The 20,195-nt window shown below is 64.2% G+C and carries 20 protein-coding genes; 8 read left to right on the top strand and 12 right to left on the bottom strand.

What is annotated here, in order from left to right:
* Positions 1–406: 406 nt before the first annotated feature.
* The 4 genes from AC3IR3_RS14935 to AC3IR3_RS14950 all read right to left on the bottom strand — a co-directional run bounded on the left by AC3IR3_RS14935 (position 407) and on the right by AC3IR3_RS14950 (position 2,889).
* A complete protein-coding gene (locus AC3IR3_RS14935) occupies positions 407–907 on the bottom strand; it encodes a TPM domain-containing protein (RefSeq protein WP_489193249.1) in 501 nt (166 codons plus the stop codon).
* Positions 907–1,806, bottom strand: a complete 900-nt coding sequence (locus tag AC3IR3_RS14940) for a TPM domain-containing protein (protein ID WP_489193250.1) — start codon at positions 1,804–1,806, stop codon at positions 907–909. The genes AC3IR3_RS14935 and AC3IR3_RS14940 overlap by 1 nt, the downstream gene beginning before the upstream one ends.
* On the bottom strand, positions 1,806–2,432 hold the full coding sequence (locus AC3IR3_RS14945) for a LemA family protein (RefSeq protein WP_489193251.1): 627 nt from the start codon (positions 2,430–2,432) through the stop codon (positions 1,806–1,808). Before AC3IR3_RS14945 ends, AC3IR3_RS14940 begins: the two co-directional genes overlap by 1 nt.
* A gap of 85 nt (positions 2,433–2,517) precedes the next feature.
* Positions 2,518–2,889: a diacylglycerol kinase gene (locus AC3IR3_RS14950; protein ID WP_132143754.1), complete on the bottom strand. Its 372-nt coding sequence runs from the start codon at positions 2,887–2,889 to the stop codon at positions 2,518–2,520.
* Positions 2,890–3,204: 315 nt separating this feature from the next.
* Between AC3IR3_RS14950 and AC3IR3_RS14955 the strand changes: the two genes are divergently transcribed.
* From AC3IR3_RS14955 to AC3IR3_RS14975, 5 genes are all read left to right on the top strand, one after another.
* Positions 3,205–4,740, top strand: coding sequence for a peptide MFS transporter (locus tag AC3IR3_RS14955; RefSeq protein ID WP_489193253.1), 1,536 nt, complete (start codon positions 3,205–3,207; stop codon positions 4,738–4,740).
* 164 nt (positions 4,741–4,904) lie between these two features.
* The gene (locus AC3IR3_RS14960) at positions 4,905–6,188 is read left to right on the top strand and encodes an ATP-binding protein (RefSeq protein WP_489193255.1); all 1,284 of its coding nucleotides are present in this window, start codon (positions 4,905–4,907) and stop codon (positions 6,186–6,188) included.
* Positions 6,185–6,766, top strand: coding sequence for a response regulator transcription factor (locus tag AC3IR3_RS14965; RefSeq protein ID WP_489193256.1), 582 nt, complete (start codon positions 6,185–6,187; stop codon positions 6,764–6,766). The genes AC3IR3_RS14960 and AC3IR3_RS14965 overlap by 4 nt, the downstream gene beginning before the upstream one ends.
* A gap of 5 nt (positions 6,767–6,771) precedes the next feature.
* Positions 6,772–7,959 (top strand): sialidase family protein, encoded by a 1,188-nt coding sequence (locus tag AC3IR3_RS14970; RefSeq protein WP_489193258.1) that lies wholly within the window; start codon positions 6,772–6,774, stop codon positions 7,957–7,959.
* Between the two features lie 146 nt (positions 7,960–8,105).
* Positions 8,106–8,504, top strand: coding sequence for a thioredoxin domain-containing protein (locus AC3IR3_RS14975; RefSeq protein ID WP_489225027.1), 399 nt, complete (start codon positions 8,106–8,108; stop codon positions 8,502–8,504).
* A gap of 39 nt (positions 8,505–8,543) precedes the next feature.
* Here the strand turns inward: AC3IR3_RS14975 and AC3IR3_RS14980 are convergent, their stop codons facing one another.
* The 5 genes from AC3IR3_RS14980 to AC3IR3_RS15000 form a co-directional block, all read right to left on the bottom strand.
* On the bottom strand, positions 8,544–10,703 hold the full coding sequence (locus AC3IR3_RS14980) for a polysaccharide lyase family 8 super-sandwich domain-containing protein (RefSeq protein WP_489193261.1): 2,160 nt from the start codon (positions 10,701–10,703) through the stop codon (positions 8,544–8,546).
* Between the two features lie 116 nt (positions 10,704–10,819).
* Positions 10,820–11,842 (bottom strand): isoaspartyl peptidase/L-asparaginase family protein, encoded by a 1,023-nt coding sequence (locus tag AC3IR3_RS14985; RefSeq protein ID WP_489193263.1) that lies wholly within the window; start codon positions 11,840–11,842, stop codon positions 10,820–10,822.
* 45 nt (positions 11,843–11,887) lie between these two features.
* Positions 11,888–12,880: a sensor histidine kinase gene (locus AC3IR3_RS14990; RefSeq protein ID WP_489193265.1), complete on the bottom strand. Its 993-nt coding sequence runs from the start codon at positions 12,878–12,880 to the stop codon at positions 11,888–11,890.
* 26 nt (positions 12,881–12,906) lie between these two features.
* Complete coding sequence (locus tag AC3IR3_RS14995; RefSeq protein WP_489193267.1) at positions 12,907–13,635, bottom strand: response regulator transcription factor; 729 nt, start codon at positions 13,633–13,635, stop codon at positions 12,907–12,909.
* 285 nt (positions 13,636–13,920) lie between these two features.
* On the bottom strand, positions 13,921–14,532 hold the full coding sequence (locus tag AC3IR3_RS15000) for an arylesterase (RefSeq protein ID WP_489193269.1): 612 nt from the start codon (positions 14,530–14,532) through the stop codon (positions 13,921–13,923).
* On the opposite strand from AC3IR3_RS15000, the gene AC3IR3_RS15005 reads away from it, so the two are divergent.
* Entirely contained in the window at positions 14,531–15,217 is a 687-nt protein-coding gene (locus tag AC3IR3_RS15005; protein ID WP_489193271.1) for an ABC transporter ATP-binding protein, read from the top strand. The genes AC3IR3_RS15000 and AC3IR3_RS15005 overlap by 2 nt on opposite strands.
* A complete protein-coding gene (locus AC3IR3_RS15010; protein ID WP_489193273.1) occupies positions 15,214–17,694 on the top strand; it encodes an ABC transporter permease in 2,481 nt (826 codons plus the stop codon). The genes AC3IR3_RS15005 and AC3IR3_RS15010 overlap by 4 nt, the downstream gene beginning before the upstream one ends.
* Before the next feature lie 156 nt (positions 17,695–17,850).
* Here AC3IR3_RS15010 and rimI read toward each other — a convergent pair whose 3' ends face one another.
* The 3 genes from rimI to pssA are packed head-to-tail and all read right to left on the bottom strand — an operon-like array spanning position 17,851 to position 19,604.
* The gene (rimI, locus tag AC3IR3_RS15015; RefSeq protein ID WP_489193275.1) at positions 17,851–18,327 is read right to left on the bottom strand and encodes a ribosomal protein S18-alanine N-acetyltransferase; all 477 of its coding nucleotides are present in this window, start codon (positions 18,325–18,327) and stop codon (positions 17,851–17,853) included.
* A gap of 5 nt (positions 18,328–18,332) precedes the next feature.
* Positions 18,333–18,815 carry a hypothetical protein gene (locus AC3IR3_RS15020; protein ID WP_489193277.1) on the bottom strand — a complete coding sequence of 161 codons (483 nt, stop codon included), beginning with the start codon at positions 18,813–18,815 and terminating at the stop codon, positions 18,333–18,335.
* A 3-nt stretch (positions 18,816–18,818) separates the two neighbouring features.
* Positions 18,819–19,604 (bottom strand): CDP-diacylglycerol--serine O-phosphatidyltransferase, encoded by a 786-nt coding sequence (gene pssA / locus AC3IR3_RS15025; protein WP_489193279.1) that lies wholly within the window; start codon positions 19,602–19,604, stop codon positions 18,819–18,821.
* 161 nt (positions 19,605–19,765) lie between these two features.
* On the opposite strand from pssA, the gene AC3IR3_RS15030 reads away from it, so the two are divergent.
* Positions 19,766–20,185: a DUF4124 domain-containing protein gene (locus tag AC3IR3_RS15030; RefSeq protein WP_489193281.1), complete on the top strand. Its 420-nt coding sequence runs from the start codon at positions 19,766–19,768 to the stop codon at positions 20,183–20,185.
* Positions 20,186–20,195: the final 10 nt, after the last annotated feature.

Here is a 20,195-nt window from a genome sequence, read left to right on the forward strand (position 1 = left end):
TCCGCCGTTTTCGCTGAGGCAGGAGCCGAATCGAAAACCCCCGCCCGCCGCGCGGGCGCGACGGGGCGCAGCCATAGAACACCAGCCGCGCAGCGGCTATCCCTTCCCGAGCGACGGTGAAGCCGGAGCGTCGAGGGCGGTGGCCGACGGCTCTTCGCGAAGCGCCCGAGTGCTACGGCGAAAGCGATGGCGAAGCCGAGCCTTCCCCCGACCATGCGTGAAGAACCTGTTTGTTGTAGCCGCTCGCGGTCAGGAATTAAGCAGCGCAACGCAAGTGCGCGCCAGCAAAGGACGAACCGGACTTATCCACATGCTTATGCAGCAAGTGTCCACAGCGCCTGTGGATAACGCGGCGTCGATGCTTTCTGTGGGAGCGGCCATCGGAATCGAAACCGGATGCGGAAACTCAGAGAATCAGCGGGCGATCCGGCAACTCATTGGTGCGCGGCGTGCCATCCGCGGGGAAATGAAGCGCCAGCAGCGCATTCGCGGCGGCAACACCCGCCACCATGCCCTCGCGCCATTGCCCGGCGGCGAACGCCTTGCGCATCTCGGTGGTGATGGTCTCCCACTCGCCCTGCCCGACCCTGGCGACGATGCCGCGATCCGCGACGATCTCGATGTGATGCTCCGCAAGCAGCACGTACAGCAGCACGCCGCAGTTGTCGTGCGTGTCCCACACACGAAGGTGCGTGAACAGGTCCAGTGCATGGACGTGGGCGGTATAACCCGCCATCACGGACCCGATCGGCAGGCGCGATTCGATCACCACTCGCAGTTCGCCGCGGTGGGTGCTTTCACCTTCGCCGACGTCGCGTGCGATGGCATCCAGTACATCGGACGGAAACTGTCGGTGCAGTTGGAACCATGCACCGAACAGGTTGGCGAAAACGCGCTGCATATCCATTACCAGCTCCCCGATGAGCCGCCGCCACCAAAACTGCCGCCGCCACCGCTGAACCCGCCGCCGCCACCACCGCCGCCGAAGCCGCCGCCACCAAAACCGCCACCGCCGCCAAAGCCTCCGAAACCGCCCCAGCCACCGCCGCCGATCGAGCGCCCCGCTCCCGCGGGGATCAGCATGAAACCGGCGCCGAGGACGGCCGCGAGCGCGCCCACGCCGAGCGAGGCAAGCACGAGCCATACGATGCCGCCGGCGACAGCACCGCCGACGGGTGCGCGCACCCACCACGGCGACCTGCCGAGAAAGCCCTTAACGGCGAACACCACCACGATGAGAATAAAGAACCAGTTGCTGCCACCGCGACGGCGCTCGTGATTTTCGTCGGGCGCCACGGGCGGCGGCAAAGCCTCGCCCTGCACGATCTGTGTGATCGCACCGACGGCATCGGTGATGCCGCCGTAGTAATCGTTCGTGCGGAATTTCGGCGCCAGGTATTCGCGGATGATGCGCGAAGCGATGGCATCGGGAAGCGCGCCCTCCAGGCCGTAACCGACCTCGATGCGAACGCGCCGGTCGCCCTTGGCGACCAGCAGCAATACGCCGTCGTCTGGGCCTTTCCGCCCGACCTTGTTCGCCTCGGCGACCTTGAGCGAATAGCTCTCGATATCGTCGGGCTGGGTGCTGTCGACGACGAGGACGACGACCTGGGCGCCTTTCGTTTTCTCCAGGGCGACGAGCTTACCGTCCAGCTCATCCACCTGCTGAGGCGTCAACGTCCCGGTGAGGTCCGTGACGTGACGCTTCAGCGTGGGCGCTGCCGGTTCGTCCGCGAAAGCGGACGTCGCCAGCGGCAACAGCAATGCCGCCAGCAGTACGAGCAGACGGCCCCGGAGGGATGACATCAGCGCGTAGCCGCGGGAGCCGGTGCGCTGTTCGGAGCGGTACCGAAGTCGACGGTCGGCGCGGTGGAAATCGCCTTCTCGTTCTCGACGCTGAAGTTCGCCTTCACCTTGTAACCCATCACCTTGGCGGTGAGGTTGTTCGGGAACGAACGGATCAGGGTGTTATAGGACTGCACCGACGCCACATAGCGATTGCGCGCCACGGTGATGCGATTTTCGGTGCCTTCCAGTTGCGCCTGCAGGTCGCGGAACGAACCGTCGGCCTTCAGCTGCGGATAGTTTTCGCTGACCACCATCAGTCGCGACAGCGCACCGCTCAGCTGACCCTGGGCCGCCTGGAATTTGGCGAGCGCTTCGGGATCGTTGAGCAGTTCCGGCGTGACCTGGACGCTGCCGACCCTGGCGCGCGCGTTGGTCACTTCGGTAAGTACGCGCTCTTCGTGCTGGGCGTAACCCTTCACGGTATTGACGAGGTTGGGCACCAGGTCGGCCCGGCGCTGGTACTGGTTGAGCACTTCGGACCAGGCGGCCTTGACGCCCTCGTCCTCGCGCTGAATAGAGTTGTACCCGCAACCGGACAGGGCGAGAACAAGCAGCAGTGTCGCTGCGGCACGCAGAAATTTCATGGCGAGGCTCCTTGCATGGGATGGCTATAGAAGCATCGCCGGCCCGCACGATGCAATGACCACGGCAGCTACCGGCCCGGCCGGTTCAGAACCAGCGCGGCCCGAGGATCAGGGCCCAGGTCACCGCAACCATCGTCAACAGGATGAAAACGGCGGCGGAACCCATGTCTTTCGCCCGGCCGGCCAGCTCGTGGAATTCGGGGCTCACCTTGTCCACGACCGCCTCGATTGCCGAATTGAGCAATTCGGCCGACAGCACCAGCATCGGGAACAAGATCAGCAGGACCTTCTCGACGCCGCCGTTACCCAGCCAGAGACCGAGCGGGACGACCACGACGGCGATCCAGACTTCGAGGCGAAACGAGGCTTCGTGACGGAAACAGGCCGCCAGGCCCTTCATCGACCACTGGAAGGCGGCGAATATCTGGCGCGGGCCGCGCCCTTCGGTACTGGCCATGAGTTACAGGCCTCCCATCGTGGGAGCGCCTGCGAAAGACCGATGGACCGCGCGGGCTTGGGAAAATATGTCGGGCATGCGGTCCGGCCGGGTCGTGATCACGAAGCCTCGCATAATGCCACAAGGCGACCCCGGGGCCCTGAGACCCCGCCCCTGCGGCGACATGCCGCGCCTCTGCCACAGCCCCATGACGGGACGATGGCACCGGAAGGGAGCATTTGGGTTACGCTTGACCGGTTGTGGCCCGGTTCAGGCTCGCGACGCGGGAGACGGCCGACGGGCCGCCTCGTACCCGGTATCAGTACGGAAGACCCCATGGCAATTCAGAATCCACCCGTTTCACAGACCAAGTCGTTCAGCACCGTATTCCTGATCGAGATGTGGGAGCGCTTCGGCTTCTACGGCATGCAGGTGCTGATGGTCACCTACATGGTAAAGAAGCTCGGCTTCGGAGACAGTGACGCAAACCTCGTATGGGGCGCGGCTGCCGCACTGATCTACGCCACCCCCGCGATCGGCGGCTGGGTCGGCGACAAGCTGCTCGGAACGCGTCGCACCATGCTGACCGGCGCCGTGGTCCTGGCCCTGGGTTACGCCCTGCTCTGGATTCCGACGAACAACCCCTATTTCCTGTACATCGCGCTCGGCGTGATTACCGTCGGCAACGGCATGTTCAAGCCCAACGCCGGCAACCTCGTACGCAAGATCTACGAGGGCGACGAAGTCCGCATCGACAGCGCGTTCACCATCTACTACATGGCCGTCAACATCGGCTCGACGGTATCGATGCTGCTGACGCCCTGGATTCGCGACTATGTCGGCGAACACTACGGCGATGCACTCGGCTGGCATACGGCCTTCGGCGTCTGCTCGATCGGCCTGGTCCTTGGCCTGATCAATTACGCGTTGATGCGTCGCACGCTTGCGCACATCGGCTCCGGCCCGGATGAACGCCCGGTCAACTTCGGCCGCGCGGCCGCCGTATTCCTCGGTGGCATCGTCATGGTGCTGGTCGCGGCGTTCATCCTGCAGAACCAGGGTGTCGCGAAACTTTGCGTCTACGCCGCCGGCGTCGTGATCCTCGGCATCTTCGCGCACCTGATCCGTTCCAGCGAACCCAGCGAACGCGCCGGTCTGGTCGCCGCGCTGGTGCTGACGGTGCAGACGATTTTCTTCTTCATCTTCTATCAGCAGATGTCGACGTCGCTGAACCTGTTCGCGCAGCGCAACGTCGATCTGTCGTTCAACCTGTTCGGCCTGCACATCTTCAACTGGATTCCGGAGCAGTTCCAGTCGCTCAATGCGATCTGGATCGTGATCCTTAGCCCGATACTGGTGTTGGTCTACAACAGCCTCGGCAAGACCGGCAAGGACCTGCCCGTCGCCGGCAAGTTCGCGCTCGGCTTCGCCGCCGTCGCGGCCGGCTTCTTCATCTACGGGCTCGGCGCGCATACCGCCGTGGCCGGCCAGATTTCGTCCTGGTACATGGTCTGGGGTTACGGCCTGTATTCGCTGGGCGAACTGCTGGTCAGCGGCCTGGGTCTGGCGATGATCGCCCGCTACGTGCCGGCCCGCATGGGTGGCTTCATGATGGGTGCCTATTACGTCGCCGTGGGCGTCGCCCAGTACATGGGCAGCGTGGTGGCGAACTACGCCAGCATCCCGAAGGATCTGCAGGATCCGATCCAGTCGCTCGACATCTATACCAGCCTGTTCAACAAGCTCGGCCTCACCGGCATCGTGTGCACGGCCATCGCCGTGGCGATGCTGCCGCTGATGAAAAAGCTTTCGATGAGCCACGCATTAAGCTTTATCCCGCCAGTGCCGCCAGTACATAACGAAGATCTCTGAAAGCGGGGGTTGGGGGTGGGTAGTGGGGGTGTGCGTCCGGCGATCGCCTGAGGGAACGACAAACGCCATGCGGAGATTGCTTCCACCGGACGATGCCCGCCCCCTCAGGCGATCGCCGGATCGACGCCCCCACTACCCATCCCCGCTCCACCCAACCAACCGCCGTGACCGACCAACGTAAATCGCTGCGCCCCCGTTCAGGCCCCTTCGCCCTCGCGCGAACCCTGGCCTGGCTACGTCTGTGCGCCATTGCCGGGCAAAGCGTCGCGATCATGTTCTCGACGACGGTCATGGGCGTCGACGTACCGTTGCTGCCCCTGTTCATCGGCGTGGGCATGCTGGCGGTTTTCGCGGCGTACGCATCGTGGCGCCTGCTTCAACCCTGGCCGCTGAGCGAATGGGAAGCGGTGATCCATATCGCCGCCGATACCGTCGTCCTGGGCTATCTCCTTTATTTCACGGGCGGCGCCAGCAATCCGTTCGTGACGCTGCTGCTGGTGCCGATCGCGCTTGCCGCGGCGGCCCTCACGATCCGCGGCGTGTCCGCCGTGGCCGCGCTGGCCGGCATCGCCTATGTGCTGCTGGTGCCGTTCCACGTGTCGCTGCCCACCAGCGGCAGCCAGGTCACGGATTTCGACCTGCACGTAGCGGGCATGGGTGTGAACTTCATCATCACCGCCATCCTGCTCGGCGTTTTCATCAGCAACCTGGCGCGCACGCTGCGCGTGCAGCAGTCCGAGGTGCAGCGCGTACGCGAACGCGCGCTTCGCGACGAAGGCATTCTGGCTATCGCGACGCAGGCGGCCGGCGCGGCGCATGAGCTCAACACGCCGTTGTCGACGATGCGTACCCTGCTGCCCGAACTGCGCCGCGAACACGCCGACGACACGGTATTGGCCGAAGACCTCGAACTGCTCCAGGGACAGGTCGAACGTTGCCGCACGATCCTTCGCGAAATGGTGGCATTCGGTCAGGCGCAGCTTTCGCAGGTGCCCGAGCGCGTGACGCTGTCGGCGTTCCTGCATGGTTGTCTGGAACGCTTCCAGTTGCTGCGGCCCGAAGCCGATCTCGACGTCACGCTCGACGACGCGGCGGGCGCGACCATGCTGCGCTCGCCGCCGGGTCTGCGGCATGCGCTGATCAACCTGCTCAACAACGCCGTCGACGCGTCCTCGATGAACGACAGCGCCGCCGTCGCGCTCGAAGCGCGGGTAGACGGCGCGTGGCTCGAACTGATCGTCCGCGATCACGGTCCCGGCTTCGACGAAAGCGACGACGACCTGGGCACGCTCGGTCTGTCGCGTAAAACCACCGGCCTGGGTCTCGGCCTCGCACTGGCCGAAGCCACCGCCGAACGTCTCAACGGCGAGCTCGCCGCCATCAATACCGACCAAGGGGCGGAGATGCGCCTGCGCCTGCCCCTTACCGTTATCGGAGAACCATCATGAGCGAACAAACCGTTCCCCTCCCGGGACGTCCCCTGCTGATCGTCGACGACGATACGACTTTCGCACGCGTCCTCACGCGCGCGCTCACATCGCGCGGATTCGAAGTCATATCGACGGATAACGCCGACGATGCCCGTGCGCTGACCCGCCGTCACCAGCCTCGCTACTGCGTACTCGACCTGAAGCTGGGCGACGAGAATGGCTTGCGGCTGATCCCGGAACTCCAGACGCTGGTACCGGATATCCGGATCCTCCTGCTGACCGGCTACGCATCCATTGCCACGGCGGTCGAAGCGATCAAGCGCGGCGCCCACGATTACCTGGCCAAACCGGTCGACGCCGACGCCGTCGTGCGCGCGCTGCTGGACGGCGATGCGGGTGGCGAGAGCGACGACCCGCTCGATGCTCCCGACGCCCCGCTGCCGCTGCGACGCCTGGAATGGGAACACATCCAGCGCGTGCTGACCGAGTGCGAAGGCAATATTTCCGAGACCGCGCGACGTCTCGGCATGCATCGACGCACGCTGCAGCGCAAGCTCAGCAAGCATCCCGTACGCGAACGTCCCGAAGAAGGTTGAACATCATGTGGCGACGACTTCTGCTGCTTTGTCTCGTGCCTTTCGCGGTAGCCGCTCAGGCACACGACGGCATGGCCATGGATCATGCCGCGATGGGCGGGCATACCTCGACGCTGGGCTTCGGCGCGGCACTCGAACCGGGCGGGCGACTGTGGGTTGTCGACGCAACCGGTCAACACATCCGGGTCCGCCATTCCGACGACATGGGCCGCACCCTCAGCGATCCGGTCATCGTCAACCCGACGCCCGAACCGATTTATGCCGAGGGCGAGAATCGCCCCAAGATCGTGCTGGGTCCGAAGGGTGAGATATACGTCAGCTGGTCGCAGCCGCGCGCGAAGCCGTATACCGGTTTCGTGCGGTTCTCGCGTTCGCTGGATGGCGGCGCGCATTTCGATGCCCCCGTCACGGTCCACACCGACCGCGCCGAAATCACGCATCGTTTCGATTCTATCGCCGTGGACGGCAAGGGTCGCGTCGTCGTCGCCTGGATCGACAAACGCGACCTGGAAGCGGCGACCGCATCGAGCAAGCCTTATCTGGGCGCTGCGACGTATTACACGTGGTCGGACGATCGCGGTGCCACGTTCCATACCGAGAAAAAAATCACCGACCAGAGCTGCGAATGCTGCCGCATCGCACTGGCCACCACACCGGACGGTAACGTCGCCGCGTTCTTCCGTGCGATCTACGGCGACAACATCCGCGACCATGCGTACGCGCTGTTGCCGACCGACGGCACACCGGTAAAAGCGCAGCGCGCGACGTTCACCCAGTGGCATATCGAAGGTTGCCCGCACCATGGTCCGTCGCTCGCGATCGCGCACGACGGAACACGTCACGCCGTGTGGTTCAGTGCCGCCGACGGTAAGGCCACGATCTGGTACGGCCAGCTGGTGCCGGGCAAAGCGCCCGTGCATACGCTGGAGGTGGCCGGTGCGGGTGCCGCGCACGCCGATCTCGCGGTTGCAGGCGCGCATGTCTGGATCGTTTATCACCAGCAGACCGCGGAAGGCCTGTCGCTGATGTTGCGTGAGTCGACGGACGGTGGCGCGCATTTCGCCGAAGCGCGTGAGATTGCGCATACGGCCGGGAGTGCCGGATGGCCGCAGTTGTTGCTGCGGGATGGGCGGGCGTTTGTCGCATGGAATACGTCGGAAGGCTTCCGGCTTGTTTTGACGGAGTTGCTGTGATGGGTTTCGGGATCGTCAGGACATCCGCTTCACTTGCCTCGTTTATCTCTTTGCTTCGCAGGGAGCGCGCGCAGGTGCGCTCCTGCACAAGCGCCCGGGCGCTTTTATTTGTCGTCGGGGTTTTGTTTGCGCACAGTGCTTTCGCCGTGACGCCGCTGGCGGCGGATCAGGTTAAATCGCTTGTCGCGGCGCCGGCGAAAGGCGAGCGTGTGATCGCATTGTGGTCGCTGGACTGTGCGTACTGCGAAGAGAATCTGACCGCGCTGGCGAAACTGCAGCGCGAGCATCGCGACATCGATCTGGTGATCGTCGCGACCGATAGCATCGAACAGCGCGAAGCGATCGATGTGCGCCTGAAACAGGCCGGACTCGCCGATGTGCCGTCACGCGCGTACGCCGATGCGACACCCGACCGGCTGAACTATCTCATCGACCCGACCTGGGGCGGCGAAACGCCGCGTACGCTGGTGATTCGCGCCGATGGCACGCGCCAGGGTTACAGCGGCGCGCTGGATGCGAAGCGGCTGGCGAAGATCGCACCATAAGCGTCGCGAAACACCCCGGCTCCATCGTTTTCAATCCCTTCATGACCGGGGTCGATCGATATAAACCGTGACACTACGCCCCGCGTCGTCTTCACCGGGCAGAACAACGGTCTCTATCGATGGCTGCACCGATGATGGCCAATGGATCTCGAATGTCAACGAGCCCTTCTTCTGCGTAAGGTCGGCACAAGTCAGTGCAAGCCGGCCATCGTCTACGGCGATGGCAAACGACGACTGCTCCGTTGCCCTGATGGAAATACCATCCTTCAGTGCGATGCCATCGGGGCCGGGAACGTAAATCGTCGTAAGGCAGCGATCGCGCGCTGGCGAGACAACGACATGCGCGTCATCGGACCACTCCACCGAACCGGACGCTGCCTCGCCGTCCGGTGCAACGCTATAGACGTAGCGTTCCCTTACGCTCTTTCCATGCTCCAGCCAGATAGAGAACACCATTTTCTTTAGCAGCTCGTCGCTGCTTCCACGCCGTATATCGCTCCAGCGTCCTTCTTGCTCGATAACCGCAACCGTGACGGACTGTTCCAGATCGTCGGGAAAACTGTAGCGCAATCCGTTGTGAACGACGGCTTTTGCGGCCCTGTCGCCCGAAAACCGCATGTGTCCCGGTCCTTCGATATCGACCCATTTACCCGACCTGAGAAATACCCGGGCACCAGGAGAAACGAAGAGCTGCTGCGCGACGCTGGTCACCACGGGATTCGCGGCCTTCGTCACGTCGATGCACGAGCCCGCGAACCACGCCTGGTTGCCTTCGGCGAATACCGTCGTCCGGGCTTCATGTACGTTCCTTCGATTGCGAATCATCGACGTAATACCGCGAATACCATCGCTCACGACACCCGCGAAATCGTGCGTTCCCTCTGCACCGAACCCCCAATCGACGAGCGGAAACTTGAAATCCGGCACTTGTTCCGCCGTGCATCCGGGAAGACGCTGCCAGTCCCAGACCGGCTGGATACCTTTGAACTCCTCGCCTGTGCGGGTCACGAAACAGGTTCCGTTGCCCATGTAATAGCCCTTCAGGTTTTCCCCATTCCCCGATTCGATCGCTGTCGTTCGTTTGGATGCCGCCCTTGTCCAAAGGGCCAGTTCCGTGCCGAAGTGAGCCATGTAATCGTTGACCCAGTAGCCGCGATTGCCGCGAAACGTAACGTTATTTGCTTCCGACCCACTGATGAATCTGTCACGCAATTCGGTGAGTCCCGCGTTCGCACCATGCTCAAGCAGAATATCGATCGAACCGGCCCAGGGCACGGGACTGACGACACCTCTGCTGCTACCTCGCCCCTGCGGGTGAAAATCGACCATCCCCGCATATGCCGCCCAACCCACGCCATCGAGCATGAACCTCGTCAACTCGCCATACGCTTCCTCGGCGACAGTAAACGAGCCCTTGAGCGTGCTCATGCCTTCGGTAACGCGACCGAACATTTCCGGGCCGTACGAACACAAGGCCAGCTGCGAAATCGCTCCCTTGTTAAGGTTGTGGGCGCTGAACGAATAGTCGACGGAAATACCCTCCCCCACATCCTTCGCCGTTCCACCGTGACGGGTAACGGGAAAGCACAGTCTGGCAAGGGTCCGGGAAACGCTGTCCAGGTACTCAAGATATTTGACGTCGTTCGTATTGATCCACCCAGCCAGGCACCAGCACAGTTGTATGGAGGCGTAATCGGCGAGATTTCCTCCCGCCATATCCGCATCCGTATTCGTCGTTTCGGCCGCATCCGGCAGATAGAAGGAGGCAAGGCTGTTGTCGCCACGAACGAACTGCGCGACGACCAGTGCCGCCCTGGCTCCGAGCTTGGCCAGGCCGATGCTTCGGAACCACCAGTTCGCGGTCGTATAGTTCGATGCCGCGTAGAAATTGAGGCCGGTCACTACCGAAGCGCTATAGCGATCCCTGTCGCCATCGTCGTACTCCAGCACGAAACAGGCGATAGATAGCAACCGCTGCAAGTGCTCCGTAAGTTTCTCCACACCGGAGTCCGGGACGTTCGTGGGAGGTGGATACGCGATATCCCCGAACTTGCCGTCGCCGAAGCGCGACAACCAGGTGTCGATCGTTGCCTTGTCGGGCGCGGCTTCCTTGTACTTCGCCACGGTCGCGTCGTAAGTCGCTTTGGCGCCGCCCTCATCGAGCGGGATCGGCTCCTGGTTTTTCCGCCCATGTTCCACGGCATACCCCTCCGGTGAATGAAGAGATATCCTCGCGCCACGCACAGCGCAGAAGCCAGTCAGCCGTTCGACGTAGGCGCGGCGAAGGAATCCTTTATGCGTTCACGCGTTACGCGTCAGGGAGCCTTCGGCTCGACGCCATCGTCCTCGTCGCCATAAATGGCGACATGCGGCACGCCATCGGCACCGATCCACCCACGGAACATGCCGTCGGTATTGAACGGCATGGCGATATGCCCTTCGCGATCCAGCGCAATCGCGCCGCCACTACCGCCAAGCGTGGGAATTTCCTGGTTGATGACTTCCGCTGCCGCGCGCGCCAGCGGCACGCGCATCTGGGTCACGCGCATGCATAGTTCGTGCGCCGCGACGGTGCGGATATAGAACTCGCCCCAGCCCGTGCCGGATACCGCGCAGCCGTCGTTCGCGTAGGTACCGGCACCGATCAGCGGCGAGTCGCCGATACGGCCCCATCGCTTGTCGGTCATCCCACCCGTGGACGTCCCGGCGGCGAGATGGCCCGCCGCATCGAGCGCGACGGCGCCCACCGTGCCAAAGTGCTTCGCGGTTTCCTCGTCGGCGTGAGCCGACTTCGCAGCGTCTTCCTTCAATGCTTTCTGCAACTGCTGCCAGCGCTCGTCCGTGCGGAAATAGGAAGGATCGACAAGCTCGATGCCATTTTCCTTCGCGAACGCTTCGGCGCCCGGGCCGGCAAGCATGACGTGAGGCGAATGCTCCATCACGGCGCGAGCGAGCAGGATCGGATTCTTGACACGCTGCACGCCGGCGACCGAACCGGCTTTCAGCGTGAAGCCGTCCATGATCGCCGCATCGAGTTCGTTCTTCCCTTCGTGAGTGAAGACGGCACCCTTGCCCGCGTTGAAATTGGGATCGTTTTCCAGCACCACGATCGCGGCGCTCACGGCGTCGATCGACGCCTTACCGGCTTTGAGTTCGGCGTAGCCTGCCGTCAGTGCCTGCGTCATGGCGGCGCGCACCGCTTTGTCTTTCGCGGGCGACATGTCGCGCTTGATCACACCCGCGCCGCCATGGATGACGAGTACGGGTGTCGCGGCGGTCGCGATACCCGCCGCACCGGCCGTAGCCATCGCAAAGGCGAAAGGAAAACAGAACTTCATGGCAACCCCTCCCAGGTAACACAGGAGAGTATAGCGAGGGATGCCCTAGGCTATCTGCGGATGAGGAAAACGTATGCTCGCGATGCGGTTTGCACCGGGAAGCGTCCGCAGCTCCAGCGGCCACTGGAAACGGTCGCTCAGGCGCCGCGCGATCGCCAGATCGAAACCGTGCCGATCGACCGAGACATGTGCCTTTCGCGCACCCGGCGCCTCGATCGCGTCGATGGCGGGGTTGATTACGCTGACGCTGCCGGGCATCACCGTGACCACGATCCTGCCCTGATCGGTCTGCTGCAATGCGTGCCGTATCAGTTGTCCGCACAACACTGCGAAAACCCTTGGCGATGCATGCAGGGCGAAGGTGGCCGGTTCGTCCAGTATCAGTTCGACGGGACGTCCGGCGATCAGTTCGCGTGCGTACTCGACTTCCTGTCGCAGCACGTCGTTGACGATGAAATCTTCTTCGGCGAGGCCTTTGTCCGACTCCCGCGAGAGGATCAGGAAAGCCTCGACCAGGGCTTCGAGTTCGCGTGCCGAACGGCGGATGCGCTCCAGCGAGCGATGACCGAATTCGCTGAGCAGGGGTTCGTCGGCGAGCATGTCCGAGGACATTTTGATCACCGTGAGCGGGCTGCGCAGTTCGTGACTCGCGTCACGCGTGAAGTTGCGTTCGCGTTCGCCGTAGCTTTCGATGCGGGTGGCGAATCCGTGCAGGCTCTTCACCAGCGACACGACATCGCCATCGGACTTTCGCGACAGGCGACCCGAACCGAAAACCTCCATGTCCGGACGGTTCGGATCCCATGTCTCCATCGCTCGTGCCAGGGCGGACACGGGCTTCCATTCCCGGGCGACGGCCATCCACGCCAGGCCGCCCGAACAGAGCACGACCGCGAGCACCGCCCACAGGGGGGCCACGTTGTTCATGCCCATGAAGGTCGCAATCAGTACGACCACAATCTGCAACGCAAACACGATAGCCAGTCGTCGACCAAACGTGCCACGCCTTATCGCTGCCTGTTGTTCCCTGCCATCCATTCTGTTTACACCGAAGCCATCCTGTCTTAAGCCGATTGCGAAGCCGCAACCTCGGAATCGAGATCGGCGAGGCGGTAACCGGCCGAATGAATGGTATGCAGCAGCGGCCGGTCGAACGGCTTGTCGATGACGCGGCGCAGGTTGTAAAGATGCGAGCGCAGCGTGTCCGAATCGGGCAACGTATCGCCCCAGATTTCCCGCTCGATATCGCGCCGGCTGACCACGCGCGGCGATTCGCGCATCAGGATCGCCAGCAGCTTCAGACCGATGGGCGAAACCGTCAGTTCCTGACCTTCGCGGGTCAGCCGCAGCGTTGCCGTGTCCAGCGTCATGTCGCCGACATTGAGCACTTCGGACGACACCTGGCGGCGGTCGCGGCGGATCAGGGCGCGCAGGCGAGCTTCCAGCTCGCGGACTTCGAATGGCTTGACGAGATAATCGTCCGCACCCGCCTCGAGGCCGACCAGCTTGTCGTCCAGCGTATCGCGCGCGGTCAGCATCAGCACCGGCGTGGATTTCTTGGCGTCTTTGCGGAGTTTGCGGCAAAGGTCCAGGCCATCCATACCGGGCAACATCAGATCCAGAACGACAACGTCGTAACTGTTGGTCACGGCCAGATGGAGGCCGCTGACGCCATCGGCGGCATAGTCCACGGAGTACCCCTTGCGCTCAAGGAACTCGCCGACCATCTCGGCAATTCCCCGATTATCTTCAACCAGGAGAATCAGCCCACTCTGTTCGTCGTGTGCACTCATCGACTTACTCCTCTGCTAATTCACAAATGTGAAGAGTTAACGGCCGGGCCGGTGAGAACAGTGTGAAGAGCCGCGATCGGTATTCATCTTCGAGCAACCGATGTGGAGAAAACGTCGGGGTGTCCATTAGCTCATCTGTAGGAGCGCTCTCGAGCGCGATAGCCGACGGAGCGTAGAAACGGGTGCGCACATTCGCGAGACCGGGCTCCTGGCTGGCGTTGCCGCGCATGGTTTCATCGCTTCGTCGGCTATTGCGCTCGAGAGCGCTCCCACAACAAGGTAAATCTAGAGTAGCGGCTTCAGCGCCGGCCATACGTTTTCCGCCACGCGCGGCTCGCCTTTGGCTGTGGGGTGCAATCCGTCGTCCTGCATCAGCGACGGGTCCGTCGCGACGCCATCGAGCAGGAACGGCACGAGGGCGACGCGGTGCTTCGCGGCGGCATCGCGATACACCGCGCGCAGGCCGTCGCGATACTGTGGCCCGTAGTTGATCGGCAGCTCGATGCCCAGCAACAACACCTTCGAGCCAGCTTTAATGCTGGCGGCGACCATAGCGTCCAGGTTTTCGCCCAGCTTCGCCAATGGCAGGCCACGCAGACCGTCGTTGGCGCCCAGCTCGATCACCACGACACCCGGCTTGTACTTCTCCAGCAGCGCCGGCAACCGGTTGCGGCCGCTCAGCGAGGTTTCTCCACTGATGCTGGCATTGACGAGCGCCCACGCCGGCTCCATGTCCGAGGTACGCGCTTCCAGCAGGTGCACCCAGCCGGCTTCCACCGGAATGTTGTGCGCGGCCGACAGCGAGTCTCCAAGCACCAGGACAGTCCGTGGCGATGGCGAAGCCGCGGCGGCACTGGCGCACCACAGGAACAGCAACAGGATCAGGCAACGACGCATGAGCGATTCTTCCCGTGTTCTTCTCGAAGTAGTCGATGTTAGCAAGTCGGTTTCAGGCCCGGAGGGCCGGCTGGATATCCTGAGTGGCGTGAACCTCGCGGTCGCGGAAGGCGAGAGCTTCGCCATCGTCGGTGCGTCGGGCTCGGGCAAGACGACCCTGCTCGGCCTGATCGCCGGCCTGGACACGCCGACCACCGGCAGCATCCGCCTCGATGGCGAGGCCCTGGAAACGATGGACGAGGAAGCACGCGCGGCCGTGCGCCGCCGCCTCGTCGGCTTCGTCTTCCAGTCGTTCCATCTGCTGCCAGCCCTGACCGCGGAAGAGAACGTCATGCTTCCGCTGGAACTGGAAGGCAACGACGATGCCCGCGACCGCGCTCGCGAGGCGCTGGAATCGGTGGGCCTGGGCGCACGCCGCCGGCACTATCCCGCCCAGCTTTCCGGCGGCGAACAACAGCGCGTCGCACTGGCGCGCGCGTTCGTGCACCGGCCGCGCGTATTGTTCGCCGACGAACCGACCGGCAATCTGGACCAGCACACCGGCGAACACGTGGGCGACCTTCTTTTCGAACTCAATCGCGTCCACGCGACCACGCTCATTCTGGTCACCCATGACCCGCATCTCGCGGGCCGTTGCGCACGTAGCGCGGCACTTCACGACGGTCGACTGGGAGTCGTGGCGTGAATGTCCTCCGGCTGGCCTTGCGTACGCTCCGTCGCGAATGGCACCTGGTCGAACTGCGCACCCTCGCCGCGTCGCTGGTACTCGCCGTCGTCGCGCTTGGCGTCGTCGCCACGCTATCGACGCGTATCGAGCGCGGCGTACTGGCCAGCGCCGCGGAACTGATCGGCGGCGACATGGGCATCTCCGCGCCCTCGGCGTTGCCCACGCCGCTGGTCGACGCGGCGCGCCAGCGCGGGCTTTCCAGCACGCGCGGCGCGTCCTTCCCCAGCGTCGCCTTTGTCGACCAGCGCAGCCAGCTGGTCGATGTCCTCGCGAGCGACGCGTCCTATCCCCTGCGCGGCACGCTGGAAATCCGCGGCATCGATGGTCGGGATCGCGTCGCACATGCGCCACCGGCGGGCGAGGTCTATCTCGACCATCGCGCGATGGTGGGGCTGGGCGTACAGCCGGGGCAGACCGTGCAACTGGGCGGCCGCGACCTGAAAGTCACGGCCGAGCTTATCCGCCTGCCCGATGGCGGCGAACTGTTCGCGCTGGCACCGCGCGCGATGATGAGTCTCGACGACGCAAACGCCGCCGGCCTGCTCGCCACGGGCAGTCGCGCGCGGCATCGCCTGCTGGTCGCCGGCACGCTCGCCGAGGTCGCCGACTGGCGGCGTTTCGTCGAAACCCAGTCGTTGCCGCAGGGCGCCGAACTGATCACGCCGGAACAGACGCAGGAACGCATGCGCACCGCGTTCGACCGCGCCAGTTCGTTCCTGCGGCTGACCGCACTGCTGTCCGCGCTGCTTGCCGGCGTCGCCATCGCGCTCGCGGCGTCGCGTTACGCGCGGCGGAAGACAAATGAAGTCGCCCTGCTCCGTGCCCTGGGCACGCCGCGTCGCCGCGTCGCCGCCCTGCTGATCGCCACGCTCGCCGCACTGGCGTTGCCCGCCGCGGCGATCGGCGTCGCGATTTCGCTCCTGCTCGCACAAGGCGCCTGGTATTTCGCAAGCCAGATGTTCGCCGGCGTGCCGACGACCTTGCCGCTCAGCCCCGCCTTCGCCGCAGCCGCCGTAGGGCTGGCCGTGCTGGCGGGCTTCGCGCTTCCGCCCCTGGTACGTCTGGCGGAAGTACCGCCCGTTGCCGTTTTCAGGGACAGCGTAAGCCGTAGCGTCCGTCGTTTCGACGTGCTTTACCTTGTACCGCTGGTCGTCGCGCTCGCGCTGGTCTGGCTGCAAGCCGATTCGGCGAAACTCGCAGGCATCCTCGCCGTCAGCCTTACCGGTGTCGCGGTGGTGGCCGCCGGCCTCTCCGCCGGGCTCCTGTGGATCGCGCGACGCGTCGCGCCCGGCGCACATCCTGCATTGCGCCTCGGCCTCGCGGCACTCGCCCGGCGGCGCGGACTCAGTCTCATCCAGGCAACGGCCCTCTCGCTGGGACTTTGCGCTTTGTTACTTCTCGCGGTCATCGCGCCCGCACTGCTCGACGGCTGGCGTCGCGAGCTTCCCGCCGATACGCCCAACTGGTTCGCACTCAATCTCCAGGACGACCAGCGCGCCGACTTCGAACATCGACTCGCCGGTCTCGGCGCCAACAAACTCAACATGCTCCCGCTCGCGGTCGGCAAACTCACCGCCATCAACGACAAGCCCATCGCCCAGCTCACCTTCAAGGACGAGCGCGCGAAAGACTGGTCCGACCGCCAGTTGCGTCTGTCCTGGAGCGGCGACCTGCCGCCGTCGAACGTGGTCGTCGGCGGCCAGTGGTCCGGCGAACGGCCCGCGCAGGCGGAGGTTTCCATCGATACGACCTGGCGCGACATGTTCGGTCTGAAAATCGGCGATCGCATGCGCTTCGTCATCGGCGAAGGCGAAGTGGAAGCGCGCGTGGCAAGTGTCCGCCAGGTCGACTGGAGTTCCTTCCGCGTCAACTTCTTCCTGCTTCTCGATCCCGCTCACTCCGCCGATCTGCCGCACACCTGGCTGGCCAGTTTCTACCTGCCACGCGGACACGCCGACGACCTGGCAAGGCTATCGCGCGACTACGGCAATCTCAGTCTGGTCGATGTCGATGCGCTGCTCGACCGGGTCAGGGAAATCGTCGATCGCGTCGGTTCCGCCGTGCGCTGGGTACTCGGCTTCAGCCTGCTAGCCGGCGCACTCGTCCTTGCCGCCGCGTTGGCCGCCAGCGCACAGGAACGCCGTCACGAAGCCGCACTGCTGCGCACGCTGGGTGCAAGACGCGGCCAGCTACGTGCCGCGGCCGCTTGCGAATTCGCGTTACTGGGATTGGTCGCCGGACTCACCGCGGCACTGGGTGCTACCGGCGCGGGCATCTGGCTGGGTCATGCGATCTTCCATATCGAAGGCTTCGTGCCGCCGCTGGGGCCATTGATCGGTGCTGCCGCGCTCGCGGCGTTCGTTGTCATGGCCATCGGATTGTTTGGTACGCGGAAGGTGTTGCGGACATCGCCTATGGAATTGTTGCGGGAGTAAAGCATCGCGACGTGCGGCGGTAAGGAACGGAACCCCATCCCCCTTACCGTCCGTCGCTCCTGTGCAGGCCGGAGCCCGCGGCGGGGTGGTCGATGGCCGCGAGGTTTTCAAGCGGACATCTCTGCGTTCGGACGTGTCAGGCAAAGCAAACCGCTACTACAAAGCGGGCGAAAGCATATCCAACGCCATGACAATCGCATCCTCACGCCCGGACTTAGCCGGGTAATACCCCGGCCGCCGGCCAATCTGCGCAAACCCCAGCGACTCGTACAACGCCTTGGCCACAGGATTGGAAGGCCGCACTTCGAGGAATACGCGCTCGGTGCCATACCAGCGCGCCAGATCCAGCAAACGCCCCATCATCCGTCGTCCATATCCCAAGCCCCGGTGCTGATTCGCAATACAGATATTCAGCACATGCGCCTCGCCGGCAGCCACCGACAAGATGCCGTAACCGGCGATTTCCCCGTCGTGCACGATCACCCAGCAGTTATGTCCCACCTGCAGACAGTCGCGGAAAATACCGGCGGTCCAGGGGAAGTCGTACGACTCCTGTTCGATCGCGACCACGGCGTCCAGGTCCTCGCGATGCATCGCGCGAACTTCCGTCGAAGGCCGGGCAACCGCGACCATTCCGGTCAGCTCGTGGCCAGGGCGCGCCTCAGGGCGCGCAGGCCATTCCACAAGCGCCGCTTGGCGGCGGGATCGGCCAGGACGGCCGCCGGCGTATCGACCAGAACGATGTGCGCCGCACTCATCACGGCCGCGGGAAGATCGTGTCCCAACGCACGGGCCTGACCTTCGCCGAACACAAGATAGGAGCGCGCCACAGGTACCGGCCCAAGCCCTTGCGCGCCGACTTCCAGCCGCGCCGCACGGGCCACGACCGGCCCCGAAGCACGCAAGGCGCGGCCCAGCAGGTCGAGTTCGCGCTCGCTGCAACCGGACGGAATGACGATCACACAGACCGCATCGACGCCCATGACCGAACCGCCGGCATCATTCGCGGAGTCGTCGACAGAGGCACCCGGCTGCGTCCGCAGACGCCATGACGTGACGCCCATGACGCGAAGCAGGCGTGCACGCCTGCGTGGGTCGGCGATGGCGGCAACGGCGGCCACCGGTCAGCCCTGCGCCCGCGCGTGCCGACGCGCGCGGCGACGATGGGTCGCACGACCCCAAAGCGTCATCACCGGACCGGACACCACGTAGATGACCGCCACGGCGAAAAGAACGCGTGCCGTGTCGATCAGTAGCGCCACCACGATCAATACCGCGGCGATCAGCCATATGAACGACACGCGGTCACCCTTCGGCCACGCCTTGAAGCTGTAATAGCGCACGTTGCTGACCATCAGAAGGCCGGCAAGGATGGCCAGCGGCATGGCGAAGAACGCCACCGACGGCCCCGGAATATCGAATTTTTCCATGGTCCAGACGAAGGACATGCACAGCCCCGCGGCCGCCGGGCTGGCAAGACCCTGGAAATAGCGCTTATCGGCGACGCCCACCTGGGTGTTGAACCGCGCGAGGCGAAGCGCCGCGCAGACCGCATAGATGAAGGCGGCCGCCCAGCCGATCTTGCCCCAGACCCGGCCGTAGTCGGCCAGGGACGAGAGCGCCCAGGTGTACATGACCAGCGCGGGCGCCAGGCCAAAGCTGACCAGGTCGGACAGGGAGTCGTACTGGACGCCGAATTCGCTCTGCGTATTGGTCATACGCGCCACGCGCCCGTCCATGCCGTCCAGTACGCCAGCGACGAACACGGCGAATGCCGCCGTCGCGTAGTGCCCGTTGATGGCGGACACAATGGCGTAGAAGCCCGAAAACATGGCTCCCGTCGTAAACAGGTTCGGCAGAAGGTAGATGCCGCGATGGCGCGGCGCCCGAGCGGGAGTCGGATCGGTCATGGTCCATTCCGGGACGGTGGGCAATCAGTTTAATGGACTGGGACGATGCGTGCGTAGACCGCCTGCCGCGTGTCCTGGGTCACATTGCGGGACGGGCCGCTTGTATGCGCCCGCCACGGATGATAACTGTACCCGCGCCATCACCCACTGGATTCCGCTCCATGCGCCGTTACCTGGTCGTCGCTCTGCTCGTTTCGGTTGCCACCATGGCCCACGGCCAGGCGCAGTTCTATAAGTGGAAGGACGCGCAAGGCGTCACCCACTACACCGATGCTCCGCCGACCACCGGCACGAAGTTCGACAAGGTCCATACCAACGGGACCGCCGAGGCTCCGGGGCCCGTTCCCGCGCCTGCGCCAGCCCCGGCGGCCGCGAGCAAGGCTCCGGCCGGGACTACCGCCGACACGCCGGACAACCGGAAGAAGCTCTGCACTCAGCTGAAAGCCAATATCGACCTGCTGGCATCGAGCCAGCCCGTCTCGGCCGACGACGGCAAAGGCGGCCAGACACAGCTGGACGCCAATGGCCGCAAGCAGCAGCAGGAAGCGGCTCAGACGCAATACCAGACTTACTGCAAGTAACCGGCCGACG

The sequence above is a fragment of the Luteibacter sp. GL_149 genome, from assembly GCF_057834065.1.